The sequence below is a fragment of the Kribbella monticola genome, from assembly GCF_003261635.1.
In the GTDB taxonomy this organism is placed as follows: domain Bacteria; phylum Actinomycetota; class Actinomycetes; order Propionibacteriales; family Kribbellaceae; genus Kribbella; species Kribbella monticola.
This window is the reverse complement of the sequence record NZ_QFXK01000029.1, coordinates 60,441-75,258: the sequence shown is the minus strand read 5'-3', so window position 1 is coordinate 75,258 and position 14,818 is coordinate 60,441. Positions and strand designations below refer to the sequence as shown.

Sequence of the window (14,818 nt, the reverse complement as noted above, 5' to 3'; positions counted from 1 at the left end):
ACCGGCTGACGCGCCATTCGTGAAGGAACTGCATGACCCAACCACCCACCCCGATCCAGCCTGCCCGGACGCAACTGCCGTCCGCGGAGTCGTGGCTGACCGGCGTACCGCTGCCTGCGCAACGGCAGCTGGACGGGTATGCCGTGGCGGGGTTCGTGATCAGTCTGCCCGGGCTGACCGCGCCGCTCGGCGCCGTCCTGGCTCTGGTCGGCCTGGCCCGGATCCGGAAGTCGGGGGCGCGCGGGCGGAAGCTCGGAGTCGCCGCGCTGGCGATCTGTGCCGGGTGGGCGATCGCGATCGGCGTCGCGGCCGCACTCGGTCTGTACGGCGAGCACAAGGCGGGCATCGGAAGGTCCGTCCCGATCGCTCAGCTGAAGGTCGGGAAGTGCTTCGACGCCGACCTGGACGCCGGCACCACGCTCAAACTGGTCACCATCGCCGACTGCGCCGCGGGGCACAGTGGCGAGGCCTTCGCGAAGGCGTCGGCCGGTCTGACCGGGCTGCCCCCGGACGAGAAGGGCACCGCGGCCACCCAGGCGTGCGCGTCGTCCTTCCAGCAGTTCATCGGAAAGCCTTACGTGCAATCGGAACTGGACATGTACTACGTGGTGCTGGAGGATCATCCTGTTGCTGACGGCAACGTCCTGTGCCTGGTCGGCAAGCCCGGCGAGCGGTTGACCGGTACGATGCGCGGGTCGCAGCGCTGATCATCGCCAGGACACCAGCTCCGCTGGGGGGAGAACTGTGAGCTACCCGCCGCATCCGCCGGACCCGAACCGCCCGCAGGACACCCCACGGGACCGGCCGGGACAGCAACCGGGCGAGTATCCGGGGCAGCAGCCGGGCCAGGAACCCGGTCAGTACCCGAGGCAGCCGGGCCGTCCGGGGCAGTCGGGTCAGTATCCGGGTAGCAACCCGGCGCCGAGCTTCCCGACGTACGGGCGACCGGAGCAGCCGCAGAACCCGTACGAGCGGCCGCAGGATCCTGCTGCGCCTTTCGTTCCGCCGAGTTCGCCGGTGCAGGGTCAGCAGTACCAGGGCGGCCCGCAGAACCCGCAGTACCAAGGTCCGCAGTACCAGGGTTCGCAGGGTGGGCCGCAGTATCAGGTGCCGCCGCAGTACCCGCAGTACCCGCCGCAGTACGGGTATGGGTATCCCGGGGTGCACCAGGTCAAGACGAACGGGCTGGCGGTCGCGGCTCTTGTCTGCGGCCTGGTGGGCATCTTCTTCTGGGTCACCGCGCCGGTCGCCGTGGGGCTCGGCATCGTCGCCCTGGTGCAGATCAAGCGCCGGCGCGAGAACGGGACCGCTCAAGCCGTGATCGGGCTGTCGATCGGTGGGCTGCTCACCTTGGTGTTCACGGCCGTCATCATCTTCCTCGTCGCCGTCGACTGGAACGAGGGCACCGACAGCGACTACGGCTCCGACCAACCGGTGTCCACCTCCTCCGCCTCGCCGGACAAGGTCGACGTCGACGAACTGATCGTCGGGGAGTGCTTCGACGACGGTCTCGACGAAGGGGAAGCGGTCCGGCAGCCGTGCCCGGAGCTCCACGACGCCGAACTGATCTCGAACGTCACCCTGCCCGCCGGCACGTATCCCGGTGACGCCAAGGTGAAGGAGTCCGCCCGGCTGGCTTGTCGCCAGGAGTTCACCAAGTACATCGGGGTCTCGCCGGACAAGTCGGTGCGCAAGTCGAGCTTCTGGTGGCCGGACGCCGAGCTGTGGAAGGACGGCGACCGGGTCGTCGTCTGCGCCGCGTACGGCGCGAACGGCACCCAACTCCGCGGCACCGTCAAAGGCACCAAGCGCTAACCCCACCACCCCAAGCCCCGGCCCCAGGCGACCAAGCGCAGCGGGGTGGCGGGGTGGGGGTGGCGCGTGGTGGGAGTGTGGGGTGGCGCGGGGAGGGGCGGGGCACACGTAGGCTGGCGGGGTGGGAATGGTGATGGCGGTGTCGTTCGAGCGGTATGGGCGGCTGTACTACCTCGACCCCGGGTCGCATCGACCGCGGGTCGGGGACAAAGTGCTGGTTCCGACCGACGACGGGCCCGAGGTGGCCGAGTGCGTCTGGGCGCCGCAGTACGTCACCGAGGAGATCGGCGGGCTGCCGCTGTGTGAAGGCATCGCGACGACGGCCGATCTCGACCGCGACGAGCAGAACCGGCAGCGCCGCGCAGACGCCCGGCTGATCGCGAAGCGGCTGATCCGCGAGCATGGCCTGCCGATGAAGGTGGTCGGGATCGACTTCGTGGACCGCCGGGCCGATGTCGATCAACTGGTCATCGTCTACTTCTCCGCGCCGCACCGGGTCGACTTCCGTGAGCTGGTCCGCGATCTCGCCCGTGGCCTGCGGGCCCGGATCGAGCTGCGTCAGGTGGGTGCGCGCGACGAGGCCCGGCTGCAGGGCGGTATCGGGCCGTGTGGGCGCGATCTGTGCTGCGCGACCTTCCTGAAGGACTTCGAACCGGTCAGCGTCCGGATGGCCAAGGACCAGGACCTGCCGCTCAACCCGCTGAAGATCTCCGGTGCCTGCGGCCGGCTGATGTGCTGCCTCAAGTACGAGCACCCGCTCTACCAGGAGTTCAACGCCAAGGCGCCGGCCACCGGTACTGCGGTCGAGACGCCGGCGGGCGACGGGGTGGTCGTCGGGCACAACGTCCCGAGCGACACGGTCGTCGTACGGCTGGCGGCTTCGGGGCGGCGGTGTGCGTGCAGCCGGGCGGACGTGTGCTCGCCGCGCCAGCAGTACGAGGCGTCACCGACGACCACACCGGACGCCGTAGCGGTAGAGCCGGTGACAACACACCCCGTGTCGATAGAGATCGGCGAACCGCAGGCGGCGGAGCTACCGCAGGCGCGTCAGCACGTGGTCGAGCAGAAGCACGCGAACGAGCAAGAGCAGGCGCGTGAGCCTGCGGCCGAGCAAGAGCAGGCGCGTGAGCCTTCGGCGGAGCTGGAGCAAGTGGGTGAGCCTGCTGTCGAGGAGACTCCAGGGGAGAGTGGCGGTAAGCGACGGAAGCCGCGCCGCCGACGTCGGCTGAGTCAGGCAGGCGACGACCAAGACACGGGAGACAGCTCGCAGTGATGACGCGCAGGACGATCGCAGGTCTGGCAGCCCTGGCGGTACTGGTGAGCGGATGTGGAGTGGCCAGCAGGGCTCAGGACTCCGGCGACCCGGGCGGCGTGACGACAGGCGGCGCCACGCCCAAGGGACCGGCCGGACCGATCCCCGTGGGCCTGGAGAAGTTCTACCGCCAACAGCCGAGCTGGTCGCGCTGTGGCTCGGGCAACCAGTGCGCGACGATCACCGTGCCGCTGGACTACGCGAACCCGTCGGGCAAGACCATCGAGCTGCGTGCACGCAAGGTCCCGGCCCGCGACCGCGCCGGCAAGATCGGCACGCTCTTCATCAACCCGGGTGGTCCCGGTGCGTCCGGGCAGCAGTTCGCCGCCGCGGCCGGATTCGCGCTCGGTCAGAATCTGCTCCGGAAGTTCGACATCATCGGCTGGGATCCGCGCGGCGTCGGTCAGTCGACGCCGGTGAGCTGCCTCGACACCGAGCAGCTCGACAAGTTCATCGCGACCGACGGCAGTCCGGACAACGACGCCGAGATCAACGAGCTGAACAACGAGTCGAAGCTCTTCGCCGAGGGCTGCGAGCAGAAGTCGGGTGAGCTGCTACCGCACGTCTCGACCAAGGACGCCGCCCGCGACATCGACGTACTGCGGGGAATCGTCGGCGACTCCGAGCTCTACTACCTCGGCATGTCGTACGGCACGTTGCTCGGCGCGACGTACGCCGAACTGTTCCCGAAGAACGTCGGGCGGCTCGTGCTCGACGGTGCGATCGACCCGTCGTTGTCGTCGGAGACCAACAACATCGCGCAGGCGAAGGGCTTCGACACCGCGCTCGACGCCTTCGCCGAGGACTGCGCTCAGCGAGCGTGCCGCCTGGGCAGTACGAAGGCGGAAGTTCTCGCGAACGTCGACAAGCTGCTCACCGAGACCGACGCGAAACCCCTTCCCGGGGACGGCAAGCGTGAGGTGACCCAGGCGATCGCCGTACTCGGCGTGATTTTCCCCTTGTACGTCAAGGAGTACTGGCCCCGGCTCGAGGACGCCGTGGTCGACGGGCTGAACGGGAAGGGTGCCCGGCTGCTCGCGAACGCCGACGAGTACACCGACCGCACCTCGTCCGGATACAGCGACAACGCGAACGAGGTGATCTACGCGGTCAACTGCCTCGATCGCCCCGATCTCACCTCCATCGCGGAGGCGAAGGCGCAGGAGGCGAAGTATAAGGCGGCGTCGCCGCGGTTCGGGTCGTTCCTGCTCTGGGGTTCGCTCGCCTGCGCGAACTGGCCGGTGAAGCCGACCGACAAACCGCACGTGATCAAGGCCGCCGGCTCGAAGCCGATCGTGGTCGTCGGTACGACGCGTGACCCGGCCACGCCGTACGCCTGGGCGGTCGGGCTGGCCAAGCAGCTGGAGAACGGCGTCCTGATCACCCGGGACGGCGACGGTCACACCGGCTACCACGAGGGCAATGCGTGTGTGGACAGCGCGGTCGAGACCTACCTCGTGAAGGGCACGCCGCCGTCGGGCGACCTCAAGTGCTGAGAAGCTCCGCAGCGGGCGCGCACTGGTAAAGGTCACGCAGTACGACGGTGCGCCAGTACTAGTTGGGGCGGGTGTCGCCGGATTCGCCGGTGTCCTGAGGGGGCAGCTGCAGGCTGTCGGTGGCGTGGTCGAGCACGGCCTTGAGCGCTTCCTGGTCCTGCGGCCGGCCGCCGACCGTGATCTCGATCGCCGAGCGCTTGCCGCCGTCGGCCGGGATCCAGCGCGACAGACCCATCCGCGGGCCGCGCACCTTGTCCACGTAGGTGTAGATCAGGGTGCCGTCGGTGCGGCTGAGAACGTTCAGATCCTGCTCGTCGATGCTGTTCGCCCGGGCTGACACGAGGTCGTCGGGTGTCTGCTTGCTGCCGCGGGTGTCGAACCGGATCTGCCAGACCCCGGTCGGGTCCACGAACTTCGGCTTCGTCCCCAGTTGGACGCTGGTCCAGCCGTCCGGCACCTCGGTGGTCACCGGAGCCTTGCCGGTGCCGAAGGTCTGCGTCACGTAGGTCAGCGAGTCGGCCCTCAGCCCGTCCGTCGGCCCAGGGGTGCTGGGCGTTGTCGACGGTGTGGACACCACCTGCGTAGCGGTGTCGGGGCCGTTGGCCCGGTTGATCGCGAGAACCGTCCCGAAGACGGCCACGCCGACGGTCATCCCCGCCAGTGTCGCCACCAGTGCCTGGTGCCTGGGCGTGAGCATCCGACCTCGCCTTCCGTTGCCTCGCCCCGATTATCGTCTACGTGGGGGGCTTCGCCGAAACCCGGCGTACGCTGGCCCGTCGTGGAGACGGACGAGGCCCTCGACCAGGCGCTGCGCCGCTACGACGCCGGTGAGGCGGAGCGGGCCGACCTCAAACTGCTGGTGAAACAGTTGCTGAACCTTCTGGTGGCGAAGGCGCCGGGGCATGCCGTGGAGGTGCGCGTACCGCCGTACGGCGCGGTGCAGTGCATCGAGGGACCACGGCACACCCGCGGTACGCCGGGCGCCGTGATCGAGATGCCGGCCGAGATGTGGATCGCCCTCGCCCTCGGCCGGATCAGCTGGCCGGACGCCCGCGCGACCGGCAAGGTCCGCGCGAGCGGCGAGCGGACCGATCTCACCGCACTACTGCCATTGCTGACCCGTTGAGGCAGGTGCAGGTAAGGGAAGGCGAAGGTAGGGAGCCTGCTCCGATGGGTGCGTTCGGCAACCAGATGGTGGAAACAGGGTCGTCTCGCGTGGACACAGATGACACGATGGGCCGGTGAGTCTTCGAGCGCGGTTGGCGCGGTTGAGCGTCGACCTGACCCCGTGGCGCGGGTCGCGCGACTTCCGGATCCTGCTGATCGCGGGGACGGTGTTCTTCCTCGGCGGCATGGTCGGGTACGTCGCGCTGCCGTTCCAGCTCTACCAGTTGACCGGCTCCAACTTCGCGGTCGGCGCGATGGGCCTGGTCACCATCGCGCCCCTGGTCGTCTTCGGCCTGTACGGCGGTGCGCTCGCGGATCACCTCGATCGCCGCAAGACCCTGATCGCCACCGGCATCGCGCAAGCCGCGATCTGTGCTGTGATGCTCGCCAACAGCCTGCTCAGCCATCCGCAGGTCTGGGTGATCTACGCCTGCGGTGCCCTCAACGCGATTGCCACCTCACTGCAGCGCCCGAGCCGCGAGGCACTGCTCCCGCGAGTCGTGAAGCACCAGGAGATGGCTGCTGCGGTCGCGCTGAGCTCCCTCACGATGCAGGTCGGCCAGCTCGCCGGTCCCGCGCTGGGCGGCGTACTGGTCGGCACTGCCGGCGTCAGTTGGGCCTTCGGTATCGAGCTCACCGGCGTGATCCTCGCGACCGCGCTCTACTTGAGGCTCGGCTCCTACAAGTCGAGCGAACACAGCAAGCCGCCGAGCCTGCGCGGGATCGGCGAGGGGATCACCTACGCGTTCAGGCGCAAGGACCTGCTCGCGACGTACGTCGTCGACATGGTCGGGATGTTCCTGGCGATGCCGATCGTGCTGTTCCCCGCGTTCGCCACCGACATCCTCAAAGAGCCGAAACTGCTCGGTCTCCTCTACAGCGCCGAGGCGATCGGGGCGATGGCGGCCAGCCTGACCAGCGGCTGGGCCAAACGCGTGCATCACCAGGGACGGGCGGTCGTGCTGGCCACCATCGGCTGGGGCGCGTCGGTCGGTCTGGCCGGTCTCGCGCCCAACATCTGGGTCGCGATCGCCTTCTTCGCCGTGGCCGGCGGTGCCGACATGGTCTCGGTGCTGTTCCGCTCGGTGATCTGGAACCAGACCATCCCCGACGAGATGCGCGGCCGGCTCGCGGGGATCGAGATGCTCGGCTACTCGCTCGGCCCACTCGGCGGCCAGGCGCGCGCGGGCATCGTGGCCGACCTGACCGGCGTACGGACCGCGATCGTCAGTGGCGGCATCCTGTGCGTCGCGGGCGTGGTCGGTACGACGGTGTGGTTGCGCGAGTTCTGGCGGTACGACGCCCGCACGGACGAGCACGCGATCCGCGAGCGCGACCTGCGGACGGCCGCCGAAGCGGGCTGACTCGACGCGCCCCTGCGGTTCACTGGGGCGGCAGCGGGTAGTTTCGGAGCCGCGACCGGTCGGCTGTGCGGCGGCGGGTCCGAACCGAGGAGGTGCGGTGGTCCGCTTCTACGTGCTGGCGACGTTGATCGGGTTGGGTGCGGTGACGCTGATGGCAGCGGTCATCGGCGGCCCCGGCTGGTGGTTCCTGGTCGCGATCGTGGTCGCATTGGTTGCCCTGGGCATCTACGACCTGGTGCAGAAGCGGCATTCGATCCTGCGGAACTACCCGGTGATCGGGCACATGCGGTTCCTGCTGGAGGGGATCCGGCCGGAGTTGCAGCAGTACTTCATCGAGCGCAACTACGACGGCCGGCCGTACGACCGGGACACCCGCTCGACGATCTACGCGCGGGCGAAGGGGACCAACGAGGAGCAGCCGTTCGGCACCGAGCGGGACGTGAACGAGATCGGGTACGAGTACCTGGTCCATTCGACCGCGCCCCGGCCGGTCGCCACCGAGGTCCCCAGGGTCCTGATCGGCGGCCCGGACTGCCGCGCGCCGTACGAGATGGCCTTGCTGAACGTCTCCGCGATGAGCTTCGGCGCGCTCAGCGCGAACGCCTTGCAGGCGCTCAACCGGGGCGCCGCGAAAGGCGGGTTCGCGCACGACACCGGCGAGGGCGGGATCAGTCCGTACCACCGCCAAGGTGGCGACCTGGTCTGGGAGATCGGCAGCGGGTACTTCGGCACCCGGACCAAGGACGGCGACTTCGACCCGGACCAGTTCCGGGACAAGGTGGCCGACGACCAGATCAAGATGATCTCCCTGAAGCTCAGCCAGGGCGCGAAGCCTGGCCTCGGCGGTGTTCTGCCGGGTGCGAAGGTGACGGCCGAGATCGCGGCCGCCCGCGGCGTCCCGAAGGGCGAGAAGTGCGTCTCGCCGCCGTACCACAAAGTGTTCTCGACGCCGCGCGAACTGGTGCTGTTCATCGCCCGGATGCGTGAGCTGGCCGGCGGCAAACCGACCGGTTTCAAGCTCTGCGTCGGCTCCCGTACCGATGTGCTGGCGATCTGCAAGGCGATGGTCGCCGAGGGGATCACGCCCGACTTCATCGTGGTGGACGGCGCCGAAGGCGGCACCGGGGCGGCGCCGCAGGAGTACGAGGACCACATCGGTACGCCGTTGACGGAGGGCCTGCTGACCGTGCACAACGCGCTCGTCGGGGTCGGGTTGCGGGACCGGGTCAAGGTCGGGGCGAGCGGCAAGGTGGCGACCGGGGTCGACATCGTGAAGCGGATCCTGCAAGGCGCGGACTACACCAACGCCGCCCGGGCGATGATGATGGCGACCGGCTGCATCCAGGCCCAGACCTGCCACACCAACACCTGCCCGGTCGGCGTGGCCACCCAGGACCCGCGCCGGATGCGCGCGCTCGACGTGACCGACAAGACCGACCGGGTCGCCAACTACCAGCGCGAGACGGTCCAGCAGGCGATGCAGGTGATCGCGTCGATGGGCCTCGACGGCCCGCACCAGCTCGAACCGCGGATGCTCCGCCGCCGGATCGACCACACCCGCACCGAGAGCTACGCGGAGCTCTTCGACCACCTGACCTCCGGCCAGTTGCTGGGCAGCGTGCACGACCTGCCCGAGGACTGGGCGCGGGATTGGGTACAGGCAGACCCGGACGTGTTCAAACCCTGAGGAGCCGCAGATGACCACCATCGCTGAACTGCTCGTCGAGTCGCTGGCCGAGCACGGTGTCCGTTCTGTCTGGGGCGTCGTCGGCGACGCCCTGAACCCGGTCACGGACGCGATCCGGCGCGAGGACCGGATCGAGTGGATCGGCGTCCGGCACGAGGAGGCCGGTGCGTTCGCGGCCGGTGCGCAGGCCGCGCTGACCGGCAAGCTCGGCGTCTGCATGGGCACCGTCGGCCCCGGCGCGATCCACCTGCTCAACGGCCTGTACGACGCGGCGAAGTCGCGCGTCCCCGTCCTCGCGATCTGCGGCCAGGTGCCGCGCGAGGAGATCGGCAGCGACTTCTTCCAGGAGGTCGACAACGACGCGGTGTTCGCCGATGTCGCCGTCTTCCGGGCGTCCGTGATGACGCCCGAGCAGGCGCCTGGGTTGATCGAGCAGGCTGTGAACACCGCGCTGGCCGAGCGAGGCGTCGCTGTACTGTCGATTCCCGGTGATGTCGGTGGTCTCGAGTTGCCGCACGGAACCGCCGTACCGCGTTTCCTCGAGCCCGCCTCGCACACGGTTCCGTCGGCCGAGGAGCTGGCCGGCGTCGCGGCTGTGCTGAACGCGGCGGAGAAAGTGACGCTGCTGGTCGGCATCGGAGCGCGCGAGGCGCTGGCCGAAGTACAGGAGCTTGCTTCGACGCTGGCGGCTCCGGTCGTGCTGACGCTGAAGGCGAAGGAAGGCTTCGAGGAGTATCTGCCGCAGGAGGTCGGGCAGTCGGGGCTGATCGGCAACCACGCGAGCAAGGTGGCCTTCGACGGCTGCGATGTGTTGTTCCTGGTCGGCACGGACTTTCCGTACCGCGAATTCCTGCCGGGCGGGAAGACCGTCGTACAACTCGATCTGCGGGGTGAGCACATCGGCCGGCGGGTCAGCGTCGACCACGGACTGGTCGGGCACGCGAAACCCACACTGGCGCAGCTGCTTCCGCTGCTGACACCGAAGAAGGACACGGACCACCTCGACAAGGCGCGTTCGGCGTACAAGGCCTGGCGGAAGCGGCAGGAGCAGTTCACCGATCCTGAGTTCGACCGCAAGCCCAAGGGGCTGTTGCGCCGCAAGGTGGACAACCCTGACGGCCGGATCCGGCCGGAGTTGCTGGCTGCCGCTGTCGATCGGCATGCGGCCGACGACGCCCTGTTCACGACGGACACCGGGATGTCGACGGTGTGGTTGTCGCGGTTCGTGCGGATGCGCGGCAGTCGGCGGCTGGTCGGTTCGTACAACCTCGGGTCGATGGCGAACGCGATGCCGCAGGCGCTCGGGCTGGCCGCGGCCGATCGGGCTCGTCAGGTCGTCGCGTTCTGCGGGGACGGCGGGCTGTCGATGCTGCTGGGCGATCTGATCACCGCGGTCGCGTACGAGTTGCCGGTGAAGCTGGTCGTGTTCGACAACGGCCGGCTCGGCATGGTGAAGCTCGAGATGGAACAGGTCGGCCTGCCGGAGTACGGGACGAAGCTCGCCAATCCGGACTTCGCCGCGGTCGCCACTGCGATCGGGTTGACCGGCATCCGGGTCGAGAAGCCGGGTGATGTCGACGCCGCGGTGCGGGATGCCTTCGCGACGCCGGGGCCGGTGCTGCTCGACGTACTGACCAACCCCGACGAGGTGTCGGTCCCGCCGTCGCCGACGCTGAGCCAGGGCTGGGGGTTCGCGATCGCCAAGAGCAAGGAGTTCCTGGACAGCTTTGAGTAGTGTGGGTGACCATGCGCATGCGTTCGGTAGTAGGGCTCCTTGGGCTGGCCGCGGTGCTCGCTGGTTGCAGCGGGCCGGGGAACGAGGACGCGCCGAACGTACCGCCGCTGGTCTCCGTTCCGACGACGGAGACGCCGACACCGACGCCGACTCCCACTCCGAGTGACCCGGCCACGTCGAAGGTGGCCGACACGCTGTGCACGCGGATGGACCAGACGCTGGTGCGCACGACCCTCGGCGTACCGGTGGTCGAGATCCAGCCGAAGCAGCTCCCGGCGGACTTCGGCCTGCCGACGTACGACGTGTGTCAGCTCGCGTTGAGTGCGGCCGCGAACGGTCCGGTACTACGGATGGAGGTGTCCGTCCTGCCCGCGACCAAGACGGAGTTGGCGGCGGCGCAGAAGGCGTACGCGGCGACCCGAGCGGAACCGGCCAAGCCGGTGACGCTGGGCGCGGGTGGGTTCGGGACGAGCCGGTTTGTCGTCTTCCTGCTCGGTGGGCGACTTGTGAAGGTGAGCGGACCTCCGGCGACGCTGGCGAAGTACGTCGTACTCGGGCAGGAGGCTGTCCGGCAGGCGCCCGGGTTGCCCGATCCTGCGCCGGTGATCGCCCGGCCGGAGTGCGAGCGCGGTACGACGAAGGCCGCCAAGGTGATGGGCGCACCGGCGATCATCCGCCGCGATAGCGAGACGTCCGCCGGCGACCCGGTCTGCGGCTGGATCACGGCGACCGGCGTCCTCTACACCACTGCTCGCCGGGTCACGGACGCCGAGGCGGCGATGGTCCCGATCCGCAAGGCACCCACCTCGATGTCCGTCCCCCTCGGCGACGAGGGCTACGTCGACACCACCACCGGCCGCGGCACCATCCGTGTCGGCACCGGCAAACTCGTCGACCTGATCCCGATCGGCATCCCCCACCCCGACCCCGACACCATGGTCGCCTTCGCCCTCTCCATCAACGGCCTCTACACCCGCTGATCAGCTGGCGTTCTTGTGAGTCGCCAGATACTCGCTCAGGGCCTCGCGCAGAACATCGCTCGGCTTGCGGTGATGACTCTTGGCGAACGCGTCGAGATCTGCGTTGAGCGCGCGCGGAAGCCGAACCTGCCGGACCGGTGACTTCTCACCGGGACCGGCCTCAGGATCGATCGACGGCCGGCCACCCTGCGAGCGCTCGACCAATTCACGCCCGAAGGCGGCTGCAGCCTCGCCACGCAGGCTGGACCTCGAGCCGGCCGGCAGCCTCATCTCATGCTCAGCCCACTCGGCCGCAGCGTCGTAGTCCTTCTCAGTCATTTCCCTCCTCCATCCGCTTGAGATGTTTTGGCCGGGCAACCATCACATGAAAGATGTGCAGATCGCGCGGAGGACTCACCTCAACCATGACCTCCAGCAGCTCCCCACCCAGTCGCCGAGGCGGACCGATGAACAACGTGGGCCGGATCTCGGCCGGTGGTCGTGGCTCGTCGAACTCCCGCTCGACGTAGTAGGCGTTCATTATCGCGTGCAGCGCGTCCTCGCGGTCGATGCCGTGCTTGTCCGCGCTGGGTGCCCACGTGATCGCCACCTCAGTAATGTACTACAAAACCTCGCTTATGTACTACACAAGATATTGCTTCTATCTATCCTTGTTTGTTGTTTGCTGGAGGGCTGTGGCGAGGGTGGTGATGGCTTCGGTCAGGGCGGTGGGGGTGCGGGCTGCGTAGCCGAGGACGAGGCCTGGTGGGGTGGGGGTTTGGGCGTGCCAGGAGAGGGGTTGGGTTTTGACGCCGAGGGCGAGGGCGGTTCTGGCGAGGGCGACGTCGTCCAAGGGGGTGTCGAAGGTGATGGTGAGGTGGAGGCCGGCGGCGGCGCCGTGGACTGTTGCCGTGGGCAAATGGTTGCCGATGGCATCGATGATGGCGTCGCGGCGCTGGCGGTGACGGCGGCGGACGTAGCGGAGTTGGCGTTCCAGGTCGCCTGAGTCCATCAGCTGGGCGAGCACCAGTTGGGGAAGGCTCGCATTTCCCAGGTCTGCAAGGCGTTTGGCGCGGATCAGAGCATCCTTGTACTGCGGTGGCGGGAGCATCCATCCGATGCGGAGCGAAGGTGCGAGGAGCTTCGAAACGCTGCCTGTGTAGATCACCCGATCGCTCAGCATCGCTCGCAACGCGGGCACGGGCGGCCGGTCGTACCGGTGTTCCGCGTCGTAGTCGTCCTCGACGATCAACCCGCCCTCGGCCGCCCACTGGATCAGCTGCCGCCGCCGTTCCCCACCGAGCACGACGCCCATCGGGAACTGATGTGCAGGAGTCGCCAGTACTACGCGCGCTCCCGTCGCGCGGAGTTGATCGACACAGAGCCCGTCGGCGTCGACCGGGATCGGTGTCGTCCGCATCCCGTGGTTCTGCAGGTGCTGCCGCGATCCGAGCGACCCGGGATCCTCGACCGCGAGCTCCGTCGTCCCCTCGTCCTTGAGGACCTGGGCGATCAGGCCGAGCGCCTGGGCGACACCGGCGACGATGATGAGATCGTCCGGATCCGCCTTGATGCCACGGTTGCGCGCGAGCCAGGTCGCAACAGCCCGCCGCAACCTCGGCGTACCGGCTGGTTCGCCGTAGCCGAACTCGGCCGCCGCCAAGTCGTCCAGCACCGCGCGCTCGGCCTTCAACCACGCCGCCCGCGGAAACGCGGCGAGATCCGGCACCCCCGGCGTGAGATCAAGTCGAGCAGGCACCGCCCGCATCGCATCGAACACATCCAGCCCGGGCTCACCCACCACCGCCCCCGCCGCACCACCGCCGCTCCCCGTTCCGGCGCCGTGCGCCGACCCGCCGTCCGCCGCCGATCCACCGCCGGCCGCTGGCCTGGCGCGACCATCGCCGGGGTTTGCCGGCGACGTGGTGGTGTCGTCGAGTGGGGCGGCTACGACGGTGGTACCTGCTCGGCCTCGGCCCGCGATGTGGCCGTCTTCGGTGAGGCGTTGGTAGGCCTCGGTGACCACGCCGCGGGAGACCTGGAGCTCGGCCGCCAGTACGCGGGTTGGCGGGAGCCGGCTGCCGATCGGGAGGCGGCCGTCGGAGATGGCCGCCCGGAGCTGCGACGCCAGCCAACTGGCCAACCCGCCGGCCGGGACGTCGCCGAACGACAACTGCAGGAAGTCGGCTCCGCTTTTGGACCTACTGATCACGCCGGATATGGACCTGTTCACTAGACCATTGTGACCTCAGGGTGGAGTCATGGGAACTGATTACGTCCACGGATATACGACCGCCGAGACCCGCCGACTGACCGACCAGGCGGGTACCTTGGCCGACCTGCTGCACGGCGATACGCAGTACGAGCCGGGCAGCAAAGTGCTGGAGGTGGGCTGCGGGGTCGGCGCGCAGACCGTGCAACTGGTGACGAGGAGTCCGGGCATCCGGCTCACCGCCGTCGACATCTCCGAAGAATCGCTCGCCCACGCCAAAGCCCGCGTCGCCGCGACGGCTCCGCAGGCCAACGTCGAGTGGCAGCACGGCGATCTGCTCACCCTGCCGTTCGAGGACCAGACGTTCGACCACCTCTTCATATGTTTCGTACTCGAGCACCTGCCACACCCCGCCGAGGCACTGGCGAAGCTGCGCCGCCTGCTGCGACCGGGCGGATCGATCACCGTCATCGAAGGCGATCACGAGTCCGCGTTCTTCCACCCCCGCAGTACAAACGCGCAACGCGTGATCGATTGCCTGGTCGAACTCCAGGCCGAGGCCGGTGGCGACGCACTGATCGGGCGACGACTGCAGCCGCTGCTGACGGAAGCCGGGTACGACGAGGTCAGCGCCCGGCCGCTCACGGTGTACGCCGACGAGACGCTGCCACACCTGGTCGACGGGTTCACCCGCAAGACGTTCATCGCGATGGTCGAGTCGGTCCGCGACCGCTCCATCGCCAGCGGTCTCCGCACAGAAACCCAATGGGAGCAGGGAATTCGGGCCCTCGAACGAGCGGCCGAACCGGGCGGCACCTTCCACTACACGTTCTTCAAAGCCGTCGGGGTCAAGGCCGCAGCGACCGAGGGAGTGGGCTCGTGGTCTGGCTGATCGTCATCGCCGCGATCGTCGTCGCTGCCCTCGAACGCAACCGCCGCCGGCAACCACACCCGCGCCCGCGAACGTCCGGCAGCAGCGATGTCCAGGACCGCGACGCAGAGCGGGTGCTCGCCGAATTGCGGGCAACGGCCGGGCGCGAACTGTGACGCGCGCAGGGGTGGGGCCGGTTG

The 14,818-nt window shown here is 68.7% G+C and carries 15 protein-coding genes; 11 read left to right on the top strand and 4 right to left on the bottom strand.

Annotated features, from left to right (window positions below; translation table 11 throughout):
* The first annotated feature begins 32 nt into the window (after positions 1-32).
* From DIZ26_RS14195 to DIZ26_RS14180, 4 genes are all read left to right on the top strand, one after another.
* On the top strand, positions 33-707 hold the full coding sequence (locus tag DIZ26_RS14195; RefSeq protein ID WP_112241343.1) for a DUF4190 domain-containing protein: 675 nt from the start codon (positions 33-35) through the stop codon (positions 705-707).
* A gap of 37 nt (positions 708-744) precedes the next feature.
* Positions 745-1,815, top strand: a complete 1,071-nt coding sequence (locus DIZ26_RS14190; protein WP_112241341.1) for a DUF4190 domain-containing protein — start codon at positions 745-747, stop codon at positions 1,813-1,815.
* 127 nt (positions 1,816-1,942) lie between these two features.
* Positions 1,943-3,088, top strand: coding sequence for a PSP1 domain-containing protein (ricT, locus tag DIZ26_RS14185; RefSeq protein ID WP_112241339.1), 1,146 nt, complete (start codon positions 1,943-1,945; stop codon positions 3,086-3,088).
* Entirely contained in the window at positions 3,088-4,623 is a 1,536-nt protein-coding gene (locus tag DIZ26_RS14180) for an alpha/beta hydrolase (protein WP_232828336.1), read from the top strand. The genes ricT and DIZ26_RS14180 overlap by 1 nt, the downstream gene beginning before the upstream one ends.
* Before the next feature lie 58 nt (positions 4,624-4,681).
* Here DIZ26_RS14180 and DIZ26_RS14175 read toward each other — a convergent pair whose 3' ends face one another.
* The gene (locus tag DIZ26_RS14175) at positions 4,682-5,320 is read right to left on the bottom strand and encodes a hypothetical protein (protein WP_112241335.1); all 639 of its coding nucleotides are present in this window, start codon (positions 5,318-5,320) and stop codon (positions 4,682-4,684) included.
* A gap of 81 nt (positions 5,321-5,401) precedes the next feature.
* Here DIZ26_RS14175 and DIZ26_RS14170 point away from each other — a divergent pair, with 81 nt between their 5' ends.
* The 5 genes from DIZ26_RS14170 to DIZ26_RS37450 all read left to right on the top strand — a co-directional run bounded on the left by DIZ26_RS14170 (position 5,402) and on the right by DIZ26_RS37450 (position 11,556).
* Positions 5,402-5,749, top strand: coding sequence for a sterol carrier family protein (locus tag DIZ26_RS14170; RefSeq protein WP_112241333.1), 348 nt, complete (start codon positions 5,402-5,404; stop codon positions 5,747-5,749).
* A 115-nt stretch (positions 5,750-5,864) separates the two neighbouring features.
* Entirely contained in the window at positions 5,865-7,154 is a 1,290-nt protein-coding gene (locus DIZ26_RS14165) for an MFS transporter (RefSeq protein ID WP_112241331.1), read from the top strand.
* A 97-nt stretch (positions 7,155-7,251) separates the two neighbouring features.
* Positions 7,252-8,841 (top strand): FMN-binding glutamate synthase family protein, encoded by a 1,590-nt coding sequence (locus DIZ26_RS14160; protein WP_198676096.1) that lies wholly within the window; start codon positions 7,252-7,254, stop codon positions 8,839-8,841.
* Between the two features lie 10 nt (positions 8,842-8,851).
* Complete coding sequence (locus tag DIZ26_RS14155; RefSeq protein ID WP_112241329.1) at positions 8,852-10,576, top strand: thiamine pyrophosphate-dependent enzyme; 1,725 nt, start codon at positions 8,852-8,854, stop codon at positions 10,574-10,576.
* Positions 10,577-10,587: 11 nt separating this feature from the next.
* Positions 10,588-11,556: a hypothetical protein gene (locus DIZ26_RS37450; protein ID WP_157979709.1), complete on the top strand. Its 969-nt coding sequence runs from the start codon at positions 10,588-10,590 to the stop codon at positions 11,554-11,556.
* Here the strand turns inward: DIZ26_RS37450 and DIZ26_RS14145 are convergent, their stop codons facing one another.
* Genes DIZ26_RS14145 through pdxR form a run of 3 tightly spaced genes read right to left on the bottom strand, consistent with a single transcriptional unit; the run spans position 11,557 to position 13,768 of the window.
* On the bottom strand, positions 11,557-11,874 hold the full coding sequence (locus DIZ26_RS14145; RefSeq protein WP_112241328.1) for a hypothetical protein: 318 nt from the start codon (positions 11,872-11,874) through the stop codon (positions 11,557-11,559).
* Positions 11,867-12,145, bottom strand: a complete 279-nt coding sequence (locus DIZ26_RS14140) for a hypothetical protein (protein WP_112241326.1) — start codon at positions 12,143-12,145, stop codon at positions 11,867-11,869. The genes DIZ26_RS14145 and DIZ26_RS14140 overlap by 8 nt, the downstream gene beginning before the upstream one ends.
* A gap of 51 nt (positions 12,146-12,196) precedes the next feature.
* Positions 12,197-13,768 carry a MocR-like pyridoxine biosynthesis transcription factor PdxR gene (pdxR, locus tag DIZ26_RS14135; RefSeq protein ID WP_112241324.1) on the bottom strand — a complete coding sequence of 524 codons (1,572 nt, stop codon included), beginning with the start codon at positions 13,766-13,768 and terminating at the stop codon, positions 12,197-12,199.
* Positions 13,769-13,796: 28 nt separating this feature from the next.
* Between pdxR and DIZ26_RS14130 the strand changes: the two genes are divergently transcribed.
* On the top strand, positions 13,797-14,639 hold the full coding sequence (locus DIZ26_RS14130; protein WP_112241322.1) for an L-histidine N(alpha)-methyltransferase: 843 nt from the start codon (positions 13,797-13,799) through the stop codon (positions 14,637-14,639).
* On the top strand, positions 14,627-14,794 hold the full coding sequence (locus DIZ26_RS37865) for a hypothetical protein (RefSeq protein WP_198676095.1): 168 nt from the start codon (positions 14,627-14,629) through the stop codon (positions 14,792-14,794). Before DIZ26_RS14130 ends, DIZ26_RS37865 begins: the two co-directional genes overlap by 13 nt.
* Positions 14,795-14,818: the final 24 nt, after the last annotated feature.